This window comes from Phocaeicola barnesiae DSM 18169 = JCM 13652 (assembly GCF_000374585.1).
GTDB classification, from domain to species: Bacteria; Bacteroidota; Bacteroidia; order Bacteroidales; family Bacteroidaceae; genus Phocaeicola; species Phocaeicola barnesiae.
The window spans coordinates 18619-34634 of record NZ_KB894655.1 but is presented as its reverse complement, the minus strand read 5'-3'; the positions used below and the strand labels follow the sequence as shown (position 1 = coordinate 34634).

18 protein-coding genes are annotated in these 16016 nt (G+C 48.2%); 13 read left to right on the top strand and 5 right to left on the bottom strand.

All coding sequences use genetic code 11. The features are described from left to right. The first annotated feature begins 34 nt into the window (after positions 1 to 34). The 3 genes from radC (at position 35) to C510_RS0112445 (ending at position 1903) form a co-directional block, all read left to right on the top strand. Positions 35 to 724 (top strand): RadC family protein, encoded by a 690-nt coding sequence (radC, locus tag C510_RS0112455; protein WP_022340640.1) that lies wholly within the window; start codon positions 35 to 37, stop codon positions 722 to 724. A gap of 66 nt (positions 725 to 790) precedes the next feature. Then, entirely contained in the window at positions 791 to 1111 is a 321-nt protein-coding gene (locus tag C510_RS0112450) for an iron-sulfur cluster assembly protein (protein ID WP_018711672.1), read from the top strand. A 24-nt stretch (positions 1112 to 1135) separates the two neighbouring features. Beyond that, positions 1136 to 1903, top strand: a complete 768-nt coding sequence (locus C510_RS0112445; protein WP_025892764.1) for a UDP-2,3-diacylglucosamine diphosphatase — start codon at positions 1136 to 1138, stop codon at positions 1901 to 1903. Between the two features lie 85 nt (positions 1904 to 1988). On the opposite strand, the gene C510_RS0112440 is transcribed toward C510_RS0112445, so the two are convergent. Both C510_RS0112440 and pta read right to left on the bottom strand, forming a co-directional pair. After that, complete coding sequence (locus C510_RS0112440; RefSeq protein WP_018711670.1) at positions 1989 to 3191, bottom strand: acetate kinase; 1203 nt, start codon at positions 3189 to 3191, stop codon at positions 1989 to 1991. 119 nt (positions 3192 to 3310) lie between these two features. Further along, entirely contained in the window at positions 3311 to 4324 is a 1014-nt protein-coding gene (gene pta / locus C510_RS0112435; protein WP_018711669.1) for a phosphate acetyltransferase, read from the bottom strand. A gap of 254 nt (positions 4325 to 4578) precedes the next feature. Here pta and C510_RS0112430 point away from each other — a divergent pair, with 254 nt between their 5' ends. Genes C510_RS0112430 through C510_RS0112415 form a run of 4 tightly spaced genes read left to right on the top strand, consistent with a single transcriptional unit; the run spans position 4579 to position 7556 of the window. Further along, a complete protein-coding gene (locus C510_RS0112430; RefSeq protein ID WP_018711668.1) occupies positions 4579 to 4929 on the top strand; it encodes a CidA/LrgA family protein in 351 nt (116 codons plus the stop codon). Then, entirely contained in the window at positions 4910 to 5605 is a 696-nt protein-coding gene (locus C510_RS0112425; protein WP_022340638.1) for an LrgB family protein, read from the top strand. Before C510_RS0112430 ends, C510_RS0112425 begins: the two co-directional genes overlap by 20 nt. Before the next feature lie 32 nt (positions 5606 to 5637). Next, positions 5638 to 6528: a DUF2156 domain-containing protein gene (locus C510_RS0112420; protein WP_018711666.1), complete on the top strand. Its 891-nt coding sequence runs from the start codon at positions 5638 to 5640 to the stop codon at positions 6526 to 6528. After that, positions 6519 to 7556 (top strand): GNAT family N-acetyltransferase, encoded by a 1038-nt coding sequence (locus tag C510_RS0112415; RefSeq protein WP_018711665.1) that lies wholly within the window; start codon positions 6519 to 6521, stop codon positions 7554 to 7556. Before C510_RS0112420 ends, C510_RS0112415 begins: the two co-directional genes overlap by 10 nt. Here the strand turns inward: C510_RS0112415 and cdaA are convergent. Further along, on the bottom strand, positions 7553 to 8338 hold the full coding sequence (gene cdaA / locus C510_RS0112410; RefSeq protein ID WP_018711664.1) for a diadenylate cyclase CdaA: 786 nt from the start codon (positions 8336 to 8338) through the stop codon (positions 7553 to 7555). The two genes, C510_RS0112415 and cdaA, sit on opposite strands and share 4 nt — an antisense overlap. Before the next feature lie 21 nt (positions 8339 to 8359). Further along, complete coding sequence (folP, locus tag C510_RS0112405; RefSeq protein WP_025892769.1) at positions 8360 to 9223, bottom strand: dihydropteroate synthase; 864 nt, start codon at positions 9221 to 9223, stop codon at positions 8360 to 8362. Positions 9224 to 9404: 181 nt separating this feature from the next. On the opposite strand from folP, the gene C510_RS0112400 reads away from it, so the two are divergent. Further along, positions 9405 to 10694, top strand: a complete 1290-nt coding sequence (locus C510_RS0112400; RefSeq protein ID WP_018711662.1) for a UDP-N-acetylmuramoyl-tripeptide--D-alanyl-D-alanine ligase — start codon at positions 9405 to 9407, stop codon at positions 10692 to 10694. A 422-nt stretch (positions 10695 to 11116) separates the two neighbouring features. Next, positions 11117 to 12286 (top strand): DUF418 domain-containing protein, encoded by a 1170-nt coding sequence (locus C510_RS0112395; RefSeq protein WP_018711661.1) that lies wholly within the window; start codon positions 11117 to 11119, stop codon positions 12284 to 12286. 2 nt (positions 12287 to 12288) lie between these two features. On the opposite strand, the gene C510_RS0112390 is transcribed toward C510_RS0112395, so the two are convergent. Continuing rightward, complete coding sequence (locus tag C510_RS0112390) at positions 12289 to 13188, bottom strand: NAD kinase (RefSeq protein ID WP_018711660.1); 900 nt, start codon at positions 13186 to 13188, stop codon at positions 12289 to 12291. A gap of 109 nt (positions 13189 to 13297) precedes the next feature. Here C510_RS0112390 and C510_RS0112385 point away from each other — a divergent pair, with 109 nt between their 5' ends. Genes C510_RS0112385 through C510_RS0112370 form a run of 4 tightly spaced genes read left to right on the top strand, consistent with a single transcriptional unit; the run spans position 13298 to position 16013 of the window. Then, on the top strand, positions 13298 to 14011 hold the full coding sequence (locus C510_RS0112385; RefSeq protein ID WP_018711659.1) for a pyridoxine 5'-phosphate synthase: 714 nt from the start codon (positions 13298 to 13300) through the stop codon (positions 14009 to 14011). Further along, entirely contained in the window at positions 14011 to 14727 is a 717-nt protein-coding gene (locus tag C510_RS0112380; RefSeq protein WP_018711658.1) for a MotA/TolQ/ExbB proton channel family protein, read from the top strand. Before C510_RS0112385 ends, C510_RS0112380 begins: the two co-directional genes overlap by 1 nt. Positions 14728 to 14735: 8 nt before the next feature. Further along, a complete protein-coding gene (locus C510_RS0112375; RefSeq protein ID WP_025892775.1) occupies positions 14736 to 15152 on the top strand; it encodes an ExbD/TolR family protein in 417 nt (138 codons plus the stop codon). Positions 15153 to 15161: 9 nt separating this feature from the next. Then, positions 15162 to 16013 carry a TonB family protein gene (locus C510_RS0112370; protein ID WP_018711656.1) on the top strand — a complete coding sequence of 284 codons (852 nt, stop codon included), beginning with the start codon at positions 15162 to 15164 and terminating at the stop codon, positions 16011 to 16013. Positions 16014 to 16016: the final 3 nt, after the last annotated feature.

Below are 16016 nucleotides of genomic sequence, written 5' to 3'. Positions count from 1 at the left end.
AGGCGAACCGGATTCCGGCTTGCTGTATGTAGACATGACAAAGAAACTGGCAATCAACCAATGGGCGGAAGAGGACCGTCCGCGTGAGAAAATGTTGCTTCATGGGGCATCCGTATTGAGTAATGCTGAACTTCTGGCTATCTTGATAGGTTCAGGAAGTGCGGAATCTTCGGCTGTGGAACTGATGCGGAAGGTGTTGGAGGATTGTAACAACCGGTTGGGTGAACTGGGGAAACGGACTGTTGATGAACTGTGCCGGTACAAAGGCATTGGTCCTGCCAAGGCTATTACTATTCTGGCTGCTTCCGAATTGGGAAGAAGACGCAAGGACGAAGAACCCTCCGAGCGGAAGCAGATACGCTGTTCGAAAGATATTTATGCTTTTTTTCATCCGTTGATGTGCGACCTGGCGGTCGAGGAATGCTGGGTTTTGCTGCTCAACCAGGCCTCGAAAGTTATTGAGCCTGTGAAAATCAGTCAGGGAGGATGGGCTTCTACCCAAGTGGATATCCGTTGTATTTTGCGGGAGGCTTTGTTGAAACGAGCCACTTCGCTGGTACTTACCCATAATCATCCTTCCGGGAATGTCCGGCCGAGTGCGGATGATGACAGGCTCACTCAAGCCCTGTTCCAGTCTGCCAAAGTGATGAATATCCGTTTGCTGGATCATGTCGTAGTCTCTGACGGTACGTATTACAGTTATGCCGATGAGGGAAGACTCTGACCCCTTCTTTTGTTATCTGCCTTTTTTTATTACATTTGCAAAGTAATTCAAAAAATAGTTCGATTTATGGACAACGATGTGAAACTGAAGATAGAAGAAGGCATCATCGATATGCTTAAAACGGTATACGACCCGGAGATTCCAGTGAATGTATACGATTTGGGATTGATTTATAAGATTGATCTGGCGGACGATGGTGAACTGGTAATTGATATGACTCTGACAGCTCCCAACTGTCCTGCTGCTGATTTCATCATGGAGGATGTCCGTCAGAAGGTGGAATCCGTAGAGGGGGTTACTTCGGCACAGGTGAATCTGGTGTTTGAGCCGGAGTGGGATAAGGATATGATGACTGAGGAGGCCAAACTGGAGTTGGGTTTCCTATAAAGAGTAAGGCTTATGGAAGGAACGATGAAGAATGTCTATTTCCTGTCGGATGCTCATTTGGGTTCCCGGGCCATTCCGCACAGACGTACACAGGAACGCAGGTTAGTGAATTTCCTGGACAGTATCAAGCACCATGCCTCGGCAGTGTATCTGTTGGGCGATATGTTCGACTTCTGGTATGAGTTCAAGTTGGTGGTGCCTAAAGGATATACCCGTTTCTTGGGTAAGCTTTCGGAGTTGACCGATTTGGGGGTGGAAATACATTTCTTTATCGGCAACCATGATATCTGGTGCGGAGATTACCTGGAAAAGGAGTGTGGGGTCATTATTCATCGGGAACCGCTTACTTGTGAGATTTATGGAAAAGAATTTTTCCTGGCTCACGGTGACGGATTGGGTGATGATGACCGTAAGTTCAAGTTCCTCCGGGCCATGTTCCATAGCCGGACCCTACAGTGTCTGTTTTCTGCCCTTCATCCGCGGTGGAGTGTCGAATTGGGCCTGGAGTGGGCCAAACACAGCAGACTGAAACGGAAAGACGGGCGTGAACCGGAATATATGGGGGAAGACAAGGAGCCTTTAGTCTGCTTTACGAAAGAATACTTGAAGGAGCACCCTACCATCAACTATTTTATTTTCGGTCATCGGCACATTATGCTCGATTTGATGCTGAGCCGTTCTACCCGTATGATGATATTGGGCGACTGGATTACGGAATTTTCTTATGCTGTTTTCGATGGTGAAAACCTGTTTATGGAGCAATATATCGAGGGAGAGACTTCCGTAGAATGATGTTTCCGTTATATTAAAAAATATGCCGCTTTCCTTGGAGGGAGAGCGGCATATTTTTTAGTATAGAAACTTTGGAAGTCTGGTCTTATTGACGGTTCTTCAAGATATCGGCAGTATCCATTGCAATCATCAGTTCCTCGTCGGTCGGGATAACCAGGACTTTGACTTTAGAGTCATCTGTAGAAACGATTGCTTCTTTTCCACGTACCTTATTCTTTTCCATGTCTATCTTGACACCCAGATAACCCAAGGTCTTGCATACGCCAGAGCGGGCAGTTGTCTGGTTTTCACCTACACCACCGGTAAATACGATGAGGTCTACACCGTTCATGGCAGCTGTATAGGCACCGATGTATTTGGTGATGCGGTAGAAGTACATGTTTTCACACAGGATGGCACGTTCTTCTTTGCGGGCTACAGCGTCTTCCAGTTCACGCATGTCGCTTGATTTCTCGAAGATACCCAGCACACCGCTCTTCTTGTTGAGCAGGGTAGAAAGTTCGTCTGCGCTCAAGCCTTCTTTTTTCATGATGTAAGTCAGTGCACCTGCATCGATGTCACCTGAACGGGTACCCATCATCAGACCTTCCAACGGGGTCAATCCCATGGAGGTATCGATACATTTTCCGTCTTTGATAGCGGCTACAGAGGCACCGTTACCGATGTGGCAGGTAATGATACGTGTACCTTCCTGCGGAATATTCAGGTATTCACATACACGTTTGGAAACGTAACGGTGAGAAGTTCCGTGGAAACCGTAACGACGGATGCCATATTTCTCGTAATAGCTGTATGGAAGTGCATACAGGTAAGCATAGTCAGGCATAGTCTGATGGAAAGCAGTATCGAATACGGCAATCTGTGGCAGTTCAGGCAACAGCTTCTGAACGGCATAGATACCTTTCAGGTTGGCCGGGTTGTGCAACGGGCCCAGGTCACAGCATTCTTCGATAGCGTTGATAACGTCCTGGTCAATCAGTACAGAAGCGCTGAATTTGCTACCTCCGTGCAGTACACGGTGTCCTACCGCATTGATTTCATGCAGGCTCTTTACGATACCGTATTCCGGGCTGGTCAGGATTTCGAAGATGAACTGTACACCGGCATCGTGTTCCTGGATGTCACGTTCGATGATTTTCTTTTCGCCGTTTGGCAAAGTAAGTTTCAGGAATGAGCCAGGCAGACCGATTTTTTCGATACCTCCTTGAGCCAGGACTTGTTTTGTAGTCATCTCGAATACTTTGTACTTGATGGATGAACTACCGCAGTTGAGTACTAATATTTTCATATGGGTTGATGTGTGTTTTTATAATAAAAATGGAAAGGCACAAAGGATATGCTCCCGTCTCTTGCAGGTGCTTATCCTTTGTGTCTTTTGTTATGGTTGAAAATAATCATCAAGATGGATTATTCTTGTGCTTTAGCAGCGATGGCCTGGTTGGCTGTAATGGCAATCATCTTATATACATCGTCGATGCAGCAACCGCGTGAAAGGTCGTTCACCGGACGGGCGATACCCTGCAGGATCGGACCGATGGCAGTAGCATGACCCAGACGTTCTACCAGTTTGTAAGAGATGTTACCTACTTCCAGACAAGGCACTACCAATACGTTGGCTTTACCTGCGATTTCTGAACCCGGAGCCTTGCTTGATCCGATTCTCGGAACCAAAGCGGCATCGGCCTGCATTTCGCCGTCTATCTTCAGGGCCGGATCCATTTCCTTGGCGATACGCAATGCTTCTACGACTTTGTCTACCACTTCGTGTTTGGCTGAGCCTTTGGTAGAGAAACTCAACATGGCTACACGCGGGTCGATTCCGGCTACGGCCTGAGCTGTGCGGGCTGTACATACGGCAATCTGTGCCAACTGTGAAGCATCGGGAACCGGAGTTACAGCTACGTCACCCATAACGATAACACCGTTATCACCACATTCAGGAGCGTGTGTCAGCATCAGCATGGCACCTGATACACAAGTGATACCCGGAGAAGTCTTGATAATCTGCAGGGCAGGACGCAATACATTACCTGTTGTGTTCCGTGCACCGGCCAACTGTCCGTCAGCGTCGCCGGCCTTGATAATCAGACAGCCCAGATACAACGGGTCGAGAACCAGTTTGCGGGCTTCTTCGATTGTCATGCCTTTCTTCTTACGGAGTTCGCACAATAACTGTGCATATTCTTCTTTTTTCGGATGATTTTCCGGGTCAATGATAGTAGCTTTGTGGATATTACCCAAGCCCCATTCCTTGGCCAGGTTCATGATTTCATCGGGATTACCCAAGAGAATCAGGTCTGCAACACCGTCTGTCAATATCTGATTGGCAGCTTTCAAGGTACGTTCTTCTGTTCCTTCCGGAAGAACGATGCGCTGTTTGTTCGCTTTAGCGCGTTCGACGATTTGACTAATTAAATCCATGTTGGTTTATCTTGTTGTTAAAAATTGTCGATAGAATCGTAAAAATATGTAGAGGGGGCTGGGCACCTCCTTTTTCTGTGCTACAAATGTACTCATTTTTGCAATATGAAGTTTACAAAAACGGATTTTTTTGCTTTAAAAGATGCAAAAAACAACTGTTTGAATAGGGGTGAAATAAATTGACAGGATTTTCATCCGGAGTTATCTCCAAAAGTGTAACTTTGCACCCGTTTTCAATATTAATTTTTTAAGGTATGATTCGTCAATGTTCCATCCTTTTCGGATGTTTGGCTTTGGGTGAGCTGATTGTTTATCTGACGGGCATTCATTTGCCTTCCAGCATCATCGGCATGCTGCTGCTTACCCTTTTCTTGAAACTGGGTTGGATTAAGCTGGAGTGGGTACAAGGCTTGTCCGATTTCCTGGTTGCTAATCTGGGTTTCTTTTTTGTTCCTTCGGGAGTGGCGCTGATGCTGTATTTTGATATCATCACCGCCGAGTTTTGGCCGATAGTCATTGCCACACTGGTAAGTACCGTACTGGTGTTGGTCGTTACAGGTTGGGTACATCAATTGGTTCGTAAGTATGGATTTTTTAGAAAATAAGTTTTTTTTGCTGGCCATTACGTTTGGCTTCTTTTTTCTGTCGAAGGTATTTCAGAAGAAAACCGGATGGGTGCTGTTGAATCCTATCCTGGTAGCGATTGCCCTGTTGATTTGTTTCCTGAAATTCACAGGCGTGTCTTATGAGAAATATTCCGAGGCCGGTTCTCTGGTCGAGTTTTGGTTGAAACCGGCTGTTGTGGCTTTGGGAGTCCCCTTATACCTGCAATTACGGATGATCAAGAAACAATTGATGCCTATCATTGTTTCTCAGTTGGCTGGCTGTATTGTCGGACTGGTAGCCGTTACGGTCATCGCCAAACTGATGGGAGCCTCGCCGCAGGTTATCATGTCGTTGGCACCGAAGTCGGTAACTACACCGATTGCCATGGAAGTATCGAATGCGGTAGGAGGAATTCCTTCGCTGACGGCAGCCGTAGTGATTGTCGTGGGACTGTTCGGAGCCATTTGCGGCTTCAAGGTACTGCAGGTAGGCCATGTGGGAAGCCCTATTGCACAGGGACTGTCTATGGGAACCGCTTCGCATGCGGTAGGTACCAGCCGGGCCATGGAAGTGAGCGGTAAATACGGAGCTTATGCCAGTTTGGGACTGACCTTGAACGGCATTCTGACAGCTTTGCTGACTCCTACCATCCTGCATTTGCTGGGCTTATATTGATATTTGACTAATGATATATTCGAGAAACTAATATGATTGCATTCAGACCGATTGAACTGGAAGATAAGGAAAGGGTCCAGCGTTATACATTAACTAGCCTACGTCGGAACTGTGACTTGTCGTTTGTGAACCTGTACGGGTGGCGTTTCCTTTACCGTACACAGATTGCCGAGATGAACGGTTTCCTGCTGTTCCGATTTTATCTGGACGATGAACCGGTTTATATGATGCCTGTGGGAGAAGGGGATATTCTCCCGGTCATCGAAGCGCTTAGAGAAGATGCCCGTGCGTTGCAGGCACCTTTCCGTATGTTGGGGGTCTGTCTGGATATGTGTGATGAGCTGAAAGCCGCTTACCCGGACCAGCTTTCTTTCGAGGCCGACCGTGATTTCTTCGATTATGTATACCTGCATACCGATTTGTCTACGTTGCGGGGAAAGAAGTTCCAGCCTAAACGTAATCATATCAACCGGTTCCGGGCGATGTATCCCGACTATGAATACAAACCGTTGACTCCGGAACTGGTTCCCGAATGTCTTCGTCTGGAAAGCGTCTGGTGTAAGGCAAATGATTGTGCCGAGAACGAGGCTTTGCAGGACGAACGCCGTTTCATGGGACAGGTACTGCCACATTTGTCGGAACTGGATGTGGTAGGCGGTGTGCTGCACGTCAATGGTGATATCGTGGCCTTCACTTTCGGAGGGGCTATCAATCAGGAGACTTTTGATACCTGTGTAGAGAAAGCCGATACTGACATCGAAGGGGCTTATGCCATGATTAATTACGAATTTGCCAATCATCTGCCGGAACAGTATGTTTACATCAACCGGGAGGAGGATTTGGGCTTGGAAGGGTTACGGAAAGCCAAACTTTCTTACCAGCCCGAAATTCTGTTGGAGAAATACATCGTTACATGGCTATGAGTATGCGTGAACAGGTCAAACAGTTATGGAAGTTGTGCTTCCAGGATACGGACGATTTTGTCGACCTGTATTTCCGGATGCGTTATACGGACGAGATAAACAGTGCGATAGAAATGGATGGACGGGTAGTTGCCGCACTTCAGCGGGTGCCTTATTCCCTGACTTGTTTCGGTACAGTGATTCCGGTAGCTTATATATCGGGAGCCTGTACTCATCCGTCTTACCGGAAGCACGGTCTGATGCGTCGGTTATTGGCGGAAGCACACCGTGAAATGTACCGGCAGGGAATCTGTCTGAGTACGTTGATACCTGCCGAGGAGGGGCTGAAGCAGTATTATGCCCGTTCGGGTTATGCGGTTTGTTTCAGGCAGCAGGAAAAGTTATTAACAGCCTGTTCGCTACCTGTTGATAACTCTTTATCTACATTGGAAATCAGAAGAATAGACTTGTTAAAATCTTTGCCGGAAAACCTTGTTCACTTTGCGTGTGAACAAGGTTATAAACAGCCTTGCAGCATCCAGCATTCGTCCGAAGACTGGCAGGTGATAGCGGCCGACCATCGGTTGGATGGGGGAGAGGTGCTTGTCGGCGAGGAGGGCGGAAACATCCATGCCTTGGTTTTCTGCAAGTATCAGGAGGGCGAACTTACCGTAAAGGAATTGTTGGCCGATACGGAAGCGGATGAACGTCGGATGCTGAAAGCTTTGTTCCGGTATTACGAAGCGGGTGCCTTGCGCCGGATATTGCCGGCCGGTCCCGATGAAGGATATGCGTTGGGAATGGCTCGTCTGATTCGTGTGGAGGAAATCCTCCGGCTGTATGCAGTCCGTTATCCCGACCGGTATTGGGCGTTGGAAGTGACCGGTGATGAGGCTATTCCGGAGAACAACGGTTTTTATCTGTTGGAACAGGGAGCCTGCCGGAAAGGGCGCGATGAGCATATCGATTACGAACCTTATACCCTTGCGGGACTGACGGAAAGCCTGTTCAGAGACGAACGGCCATTCATGAATCTGATGCTGAATTAATTCTGCGAATCACTGTCGTTGGTCAGCATGCGCTCCAGTTCTTCGGCGGTCAGTTTCAGGTAAAACTCTCCTTTGTAAGCGATAGAGATACCTCCTGTCTCTTCGGAAACGATGATGGTCATGGCGTCGGTTTCTTGTGAGATTCCCAGGGCAGCCCGGTGGCGGAGCCCCAGTTCTTTGGGGATATTCAGGTTGTGCGATACCGGCAGGATACATCCCGCGGCTTTTATGCGTTTGTTGCTGATGACCATGGCACCGTCATGCAGCGGACTGTTCTTGAAGAAGATGTTTTCGATGAGGCGCTGGTTGATGTTTGCGTCGATGATGTCTCCGGTACGGACCACCTCGTCCAGCGGTAAGCTCCGTTCGATGACAATCAAGGCACCTACCTTTCCTTTGCTCATGTTCAGGCAGGCCATGACAATCGGCATGATGTCTTCCTTGTCGGTCGTATCTTTCTTGTTGCCTTTCAGAAAACGGAAGAAGCTGCTGCTGCGATGGCGGGAACCTAGTGTCAACAGGAAATGGCGGATTTCATCCTGGAACAGTACAATCAGGGCGATGACTCCCACACTCACCAGTTTGTCGAAAATAGAACCTAACAGACGCATTTGCAGCACCTGCGAGACGATGACCCAAATGACGATAAATACCAGGATGCCGATAAAGATATTGATGGAACCTGATGATTTCATCAGCTTGTAGGTCTTGTAGAGTAGGAACGCTACCAGCAGGATGTCGAGTATGTCTTTCAGACTGAGAATGTTGATGTCAAAAGTCATGGTCTATAGTTTGTAAACAGGTTAGTCTTCTGTAGGTTTCAGTCCTTTCATGGCAGCATAAATCTGTACGGCTTCTGTGGCTGCTTTCACATCGTGGACGCGCAGAATATCCGCTCCCCTGTCCAGTGCCAGGGTATTGATGACGGTCGTACCGTTCAACGCATCTTCCGGCCCTCCACCTAATAACTTATATATCATTGATTTCCGTGAAACTCCTACCAGCAGGGGCAGTTCGAAAATCTGGAATTCGTCCAGCTTGTCCAGCAGTTCATAATTATGTTCCAGGTTTTTCCCGAATCCGAACCCTGGGTCGATAATCAGGTCCTTGGCACCCAAATCACGTAGCTGTTGTACCTTCCGGGCGAAATACAAAAGGATTTCTTTCAGCAGATTGTCGTAATGAGGGGCTTGCTGCATCGTCTGTGGAGTGCCTTGCATGTGCATCAGGATGTAGGGTACCCCCAGCCGGGCAACGGTCGGGAACATGTCTGCATCCATTTCGCCGGCAGAAATGTCGTTGATAAGGGCTACTCCATATTCTTCTACACACATGCGCGCTACATCGGCACGGAACGTGTCGACCGAAATGACCGCATCCGGTTGCTCGCGCAGGATAATCTGCAATCCCTTCCGTAGCCGTTCCATCTCTTCTCCGGCAGCAATATGCTCCGCGTTCGGGCGGGAAGAGTAGGCGCCTACGTCGATGATGCTTCCTCCCTCTTCGCAAATCTGGCGGGCACGGGCGATTATTTCCGCTTCGCTCTGTTTCCGGCTGTCTGCATAGAAAGAGTCGGGAGTGAGATTCAGAATCCCCATGACTTGCGGGTACGACAAGTCCATCAGTCGTCCGTTTACATTGATGTATTTGGTGAATGTCTTTTTCATGATACGGTCCTCTTGGCGCTGCAAATGTACATACAATAATTTGTTTTTTACGCTTTCATGAATGATTTTTCAGTTATCTTTGTCTGCTCTTTGGACTGTCTGCCTTTTGAAGATGGGGATAGAGACGGCCCGTTGTCGGAGTGGAAATGAATCAAAAGAACTAATCAGTTAAGAACAGACAATGGAAATCTCAGCTTTGTATGCATGTTTTCTGGAATGTCAGGGGGTGACGACCGATAGCCGGAATTGTCCGGCCGGTTCCCTGTTTATTGCCTTGAAGGGGGCTTCGTTTGATGGAAACCGGTTTGCGGCACAGGCGTTGGCGCAGGGTTGCCGCTATGCGGTAGTGGATAATCCGGAATATGCCGGAACAGACAGCCGTATCCTGTTGGTGGACGATTGCCTGAAGACCTTGCAGCAATTGGCCAACTATCACCGCCGGAAACTGGGTACCCGTATCATCGGTATCACAGGAACCAACGGAAAGACTACGACGAAGGAACTGGTATCTGCCGTTCTGAAGCAGAAATATAACCTGCTGTATACGCAGGGAAATCTCAATAACCACATCGGTGTACCGCTGACGTTGCTCCGTCTGACATCGGAACATGAACTGGCTGTGGTAGAGATGGGGGCCAATCATCCGGGGGAGATCAAGGCACTGGTACACATAGCCGAACCGGATTATGGTATTATTACTAATGTAGGGAAAGCGCACCTGGAAGGTTTCGGCTCATTCGAGGGAGTAATCCGTACCAAAGGAGAATTGTACGATTATTTACGCGGTAAAGACGATTCTGTCGTTTTCCTGCATCATGAGAATCCGTACCTGAATGGCATTGCTCAAGGATTGGCGTGCATACGTTATGGCCAGACTCCAGGGTTGTTTGTGAGCGGACAGTTAACAGGTTGTTCTCCATTTTTGGCATTTGACTGGACGGCTGCCGGTGAGACTCATTCTGTACAGACTCACCTTATCGGTTCGTATAATTTGGATAATGCGCTGGCAGCAGCTGCTATCGGAACTTATTTCGGAGTTAGTGCGACACAGGTTTGTCAGGCTTTGGCAGATTATGTACCTCAGAATAACCGCTCTCAGTTGGTAGATACTGGTCGGAACAGGCTGATTGTAGATGCCTACAATGCCAACCCCACCAGCATGATGGCTGCATTGAAGAATTTCTGCCAATTGGAGGCTGCTCATAAAATGGTAATTTTGGGTGATATGAAGGAGTTGGGAACGGGAAGCCTGGAAGAACACCGGAAAATAATAGACTTTGTGGATGGATGTGGATTCGAACGTGTTTTACTGGTAGGAAGTGAGTTCGCGGCTGCGACTTCTCATTATGAGCATTTTGCCGATGTGGATGCTGTGATTGCTGACTTGGAATCCCATCGTCCGGAAAAGTATTTTATTTTGGTAAAAGGTTCTAACAGTATGAAATTGAGCCGACTCCCGGAATATCTTTAAATTTCCTAGATTCCTTTAGAAGGAATAGCCTGGTTATCAGTATACTATAATTGTTCGGAAAATGTCTTCACGTTTTAGTCAAAACGTGAGTTCGTTTTGTATGATACATTCTCATGTTCGAGACGAAATGTGAAGATGTTTTCTGTTTCCTGTCCGCCCGTTTGTTGGTACGATAAAAAAATATTACAATCTGATTGTTTGGTCAGAGTGGAAACATTTTTCATACTATAGAGGATACAGTCTCGAAGCGTACGGAATATTCTGGCTGATTTATTATCTTTGTCTCAGATTTTGTTCACATCCGTCTTTTCATTCTTGATTGTTCATGGCTTTCTGACAGACATTTCAGTCAATGTGCCGGAAGGGGAGGTGAAAACGGCTGAGAATGAATATTATGAATTATATATGAATCTATTTTTACTATGGAAAAAACACTGGAGAAACACGGACGCGTAGATGTGGTAGACGTATTGCGTGGGCTGGCAGTTATGGGGATTATTCTTCTGCATTCTATCGAACATTTCAATTTTTATTCGTATCCTGATACGGCAGGACGTAGCGTCTGGCTTGCTTTTTCAGACAAGGCTATTTGGGATGGGCTTTTTTTCTTGCTGGGAGGTAAGGCATACGCTGTTTTTGCCTTATTATTCGGATTCAGCTTTTTTATCCAATATGATAACCAGCGTTTGCGTGGACGTGATTTCCGGCTTCGTTTTTGTTGGCGGCTTGTCCTGTTGTTCCTGATTGGAAATCTGAACGCTTCTTTTTTTACGGGAGAGGTGTTGGTGTTATATTCGTTGGTAGGTTTTATTTTGCCGTTGACTTGTCGGTTGAAGGATAAGGTGATTTTCTGGCTGGCTTGTCTGTTGTTGATTCAGCCTTTGCCTCTTTATTATACCATTCGGGCCTGTGTCGATTCTTCGTTTGTGGTTCCGACTTTGCCTACAGGAAGTTTCTGGAGCGCTACTTCCGAAGCTCAGGCGCATGGAACATTCTTACAGACTCTTAAAGTGAATCTGTGGGAGGGACAGTTGTTCAGTCTGGCATGGGCCTGGGATAATGGTCGGGTATTCCAGACCGCTGCTCTTTTCCTGTTTGGCTATCTGGCTGGTCGGAAAGGTTTGTTCCTGAAAGAGAATCTGAAGATATGGAATAAGGTGTTGTGCGGCTCCCTTGTAGCTTTCTTCCCGTTATATGGCTTGGGGAACATGCTTCCGGCTTTTGTGGATAATCCTTCTTTGCGTACTCCTTTACTGCTGATTATTACTTCACTCTCCAAATTCTCTTTCATGTTGTTGCTGGTTTCGGCTGTTATTTCGGCTTTTTACCGGACCAATCTGAATCGTCTGTTATTACAGATTATTCCTTATGGCAAGATGAGTCTGACGAATTATATCACACAAAGCATCATCGGTTCGATGTTGTTCTATAACTGGGGATTTGGGTTACACTGTTATTTGGGGATAACTGCCAGTTTTCTGGTGGGTATCTTTCTCTTCTTTTTGCAGTATTTTTTCTGTCGCTGGTGGTTGGAACGTCATACACATGGCCCGATGGAGTATCTGTGGAAGCGGGCTACCTGGCTGAAATGAAGTTAAAATTCAGAGGAAGCTGAACGTGCATCCGCACCCCACATCATCTTGTCGCGGAGGGTGTTGAAGAAAGAATGGTGGCAACGCTTTACGATACGGATGAAGTATTCTCCCCGGCGGATAGTCAGGCGGGTCCCTTCGCGGCAGGTCTCACTGCGTCCGTCTACCGCTATCAGGAAATTGTGGCTCCGGCTCTCTACATCGAGGGTGATTTCCCAGTCATCGCGGATGACGATGGGACGTACGTTCAGCGAATGCGGGGCTACGGCAGTCAGGCTGATGGTGCCGCTTTGGGGAACCAGGATGGGGCCGCCGACACTCAGTGAATAGGCCGTAGACCCTGTCGGGGTACTGATGACCAGTCCGTCCGCCTGATAGACGTTCAGCAGTTCGCCGTTGATGTAGGCGTGGATGGTAATCATGGAGGAACTGTCTCTTTTCAGAATCGCTATTTCATTCAGTCCGTACGGATAGCCTTTCAGTACCTGTCCGTTACACGTCAGTTTCAGTACCCGTCGGGATTCCGCCTTGTATTCTCCCCGGTAGATTTCTTCGAACGTCTCTTCCATCTGGTCGGGAGATATATCCGCCAGAAATCCCAGGCGCCCTGTGTTGATGCCCAGAATCGGAATCTCCTTGTTGCCTACCCGGCTGGCGGCTTTCAGGAAGGTACCGTCGCCGCCGATGCTCAGGACCATGTCTGCCGAGAAATTATTCCCTTCGAAAACCTCCAGTCCGCCAAGGTCTGTCCGGGTGTGATGCCGCAGAAAATCATGGAATTCACTGCTGATGCTGATTTGTGCCTCCTTGCGGCGGAGAATCTCCAGCAGATGAGCAATGTGGGCCGATTTATGAGCCTGAAAGGCATTCCCGAAAAGTGCGAAACGTAAGGTATTTTGCATGTCTGATAGCTTTTTTTATCGATAAATTCTGTCAATAACGTGACAAGTTTCTCACAAAACCTGCTAACTTTGCACGTTGTTGACGCAAAGATATAAATTTTAATGCAATATGACTAAATTAAGTGTGAATATAAACAAGGTAGCTACCTTACGCAATGCGCGCGGAGGGAATAATCCCGACGTGGAAAAAGTGGCATTGGACTGCGAGGCTTATGGTGCTGAGGGGATTACGGTACATCCGCGCCCGGATGAACGTCATATCCGCTATGCCGATGTCTACGCGCTCCGTCCCTTGTTGAAAACAGAGTTCAACATCGAGGGATATCCGTCGAAGGAATTCATCGATTTGGTATTGAAGGTGAAACCTCACCAGGTGACACTCGTCCCCGATGCTCCCGACCAGATTACGTCGAATGCCGGATGGAACACGAAAGACAACCTGGGTTTCCTGACCGAACTGATGGATACGTTCGGCAATGCCGGCATCCGTACTTCTATTTTCGTGGGTACAGATGTGGAGATGATTGAATATGCGGCAAAGGCCGGCGCCGACCGGGTGGAACTGTATACGGAACCGTATGCTTCGGCTTATCCGAAAAATCCGGAAGCTGCCATCGCTCCTTTTATAGAAGCCGCACAGGCTACACGCAAACTTGGCATGGGACTGAATGCCGGTCATGACCTGAGCCTGGAGAATCTGAGATATTTCCACGAGAATATTCCATGGGTAGACGAAGTGTCTATCGGTCATGCCTTGATTTGTGATGCCCTGTATCTGGGATTGAAGAAAACCATTGAAGAATATAAAAACTGCCTCTGCTGATGATGACAACTATGTTAGTGGCTGCTGCCCAGGGCGTAGCCGATACCGTATCGGGCATGAACCCGGTACTGACCGAAATTTCGGGTGAACCTCAGATGAATCTCTGGGATATGGCCTGTAAGGGTGGATGGATTATGATTGTGCTGGCCTTGATGTCGGTGATAGCCTGTTATATCTTCTTTGAACGGGCGATAACCATCCGCAAGGCAGGCAAAGATGACCCTTTGTTCATGGAGCGTATCCGCGATTACATCAATACCGGTGAGGTGAAATCGGCCATCAATTATTGCCGGATGACCAATACACCGGCTGCCCGGATGATTGAAAAAGGTATTTCGCGTATGGACCGTCCAGTAGCCGATGTACAGGCAGCCATTGAAAATACGGGAAACATTGAAGTGGCCAAACTGGAGAACGGACTTTCCATTATCGCGACCGTATCCAGCGGTGCCCCGATGTTAGGCTTCCTGGGGACAGTGACCGGTATGGTCCGTGCCTTCTGGAATATGGCCAATGCGGGAAATAACATCGATATCACACTGTTGTCGAGCGGTATTTACGAGGCCATGATTACTACCGTAGGTGGATTGGTGGTCGGTATTGCCGCCATGTTTGCCTATAATCACCTGGTATATCGTGTGGATAAAGTTGTCAGCCAGATGGAAGCCCGTACCATGGCTTTCATGGACCTGCTGAACGAATCGAAAGATAAATAAGAGAGCGTATGGCATTGAAGAGAAGACAGAAAATATCGCCCAGCTTCAGTATGTCGTCTATGACCGACCTCATATTTCTGCTGCTGATATTTTTTATGATAACCTCTACCATGGTTTCACCGAATGCCATCAAGGTGTTGTTGCCGCAAGGCTCGGAACAGACTTCGGCCAAACCGATGGCACGTGTGATTATTGACAAGGATTTGAACTACTACGGGGCGTTCGGCAATGAAGACGAAATGCCGTTGACCATGGATGAACTGACACCTTTTCTGCAGGAATGCGCGCAGAAGGAACCGGAAATGTATGTGGCACTGTATGCGGACGAGTCGATTCCCTACCGGGAGATTGTCAGGGTGCTGAACATCGCCAACGAGAATCATTTCAAAATGGTGCTGGCTACCCGCCGTCCCGACAAGAACTGATGGTAAGACATGAAGAAGAGTAAGATAACAGGAATTGTAGGAACGGTAGCAGTACACCTTATTATACTTCTGCTGCTTTTCTGGCTGACCCTTTCGCGTCCTGCCGCGCAGGAAGAGGGTGGGGTGCCTGTTATGCTGGGAAATACGGAGATGGCTGCGGGTGATGCCGACCCTTATACATTGACGGAGGTGGATGTACTTCCCCAACCGGAATCGGCGGTACCTTCCGAACCGGAAATGACCGAACCTGCGCCTGAACAACCGATGATAACACAGGAGGATGAGCCTTCTATCCAAGTGAAGAAAGAACAGCCGAAGAAACAGGAAAAGCCTAAAAAGGAACAGCCGAAGAAGGAAACGGTGACGCAGAAGCCTCAGACACCGGTGGAGAAACCGGCCGAAAAGACGGAGGCCGAGAAACGGGCCGAAGCCGAACGGGCTGCTGCCGAGGCTGCGGCCAACAAGATAGCCGGTGCTTTCGGAAAGGGTTCTAAGATGGGTAGTAAGGGAAACGCTGCCTCTGGTAGCGGTTTCCAGGGAAGCCCGACCGGAAACAGTGCTATCGGAAAGACTTCCGGAACCGGAGGCTATGGTACGTTCGACCTGAACGGCCGTTCGCTGGGACCGGGTGGACTGCCCGTACCGGTGTACAATGTACAGGATGAAGGGCGTGTCGTGGTAACCATCGTGGTAGACCCTTCCGGACGGGTAATCAGCACAAGCATCAACAAACGCACCAATACCGTGAATCCGGCGTTGCGCCGTGCGGCGGAAGAAGCTGCCCGCCGGGCCCGGTTCAATGAAGTGGACGGTGTGAACAATCAGAGTGGAACGATTACGTATTATTTTAAACTGAAATAGCTT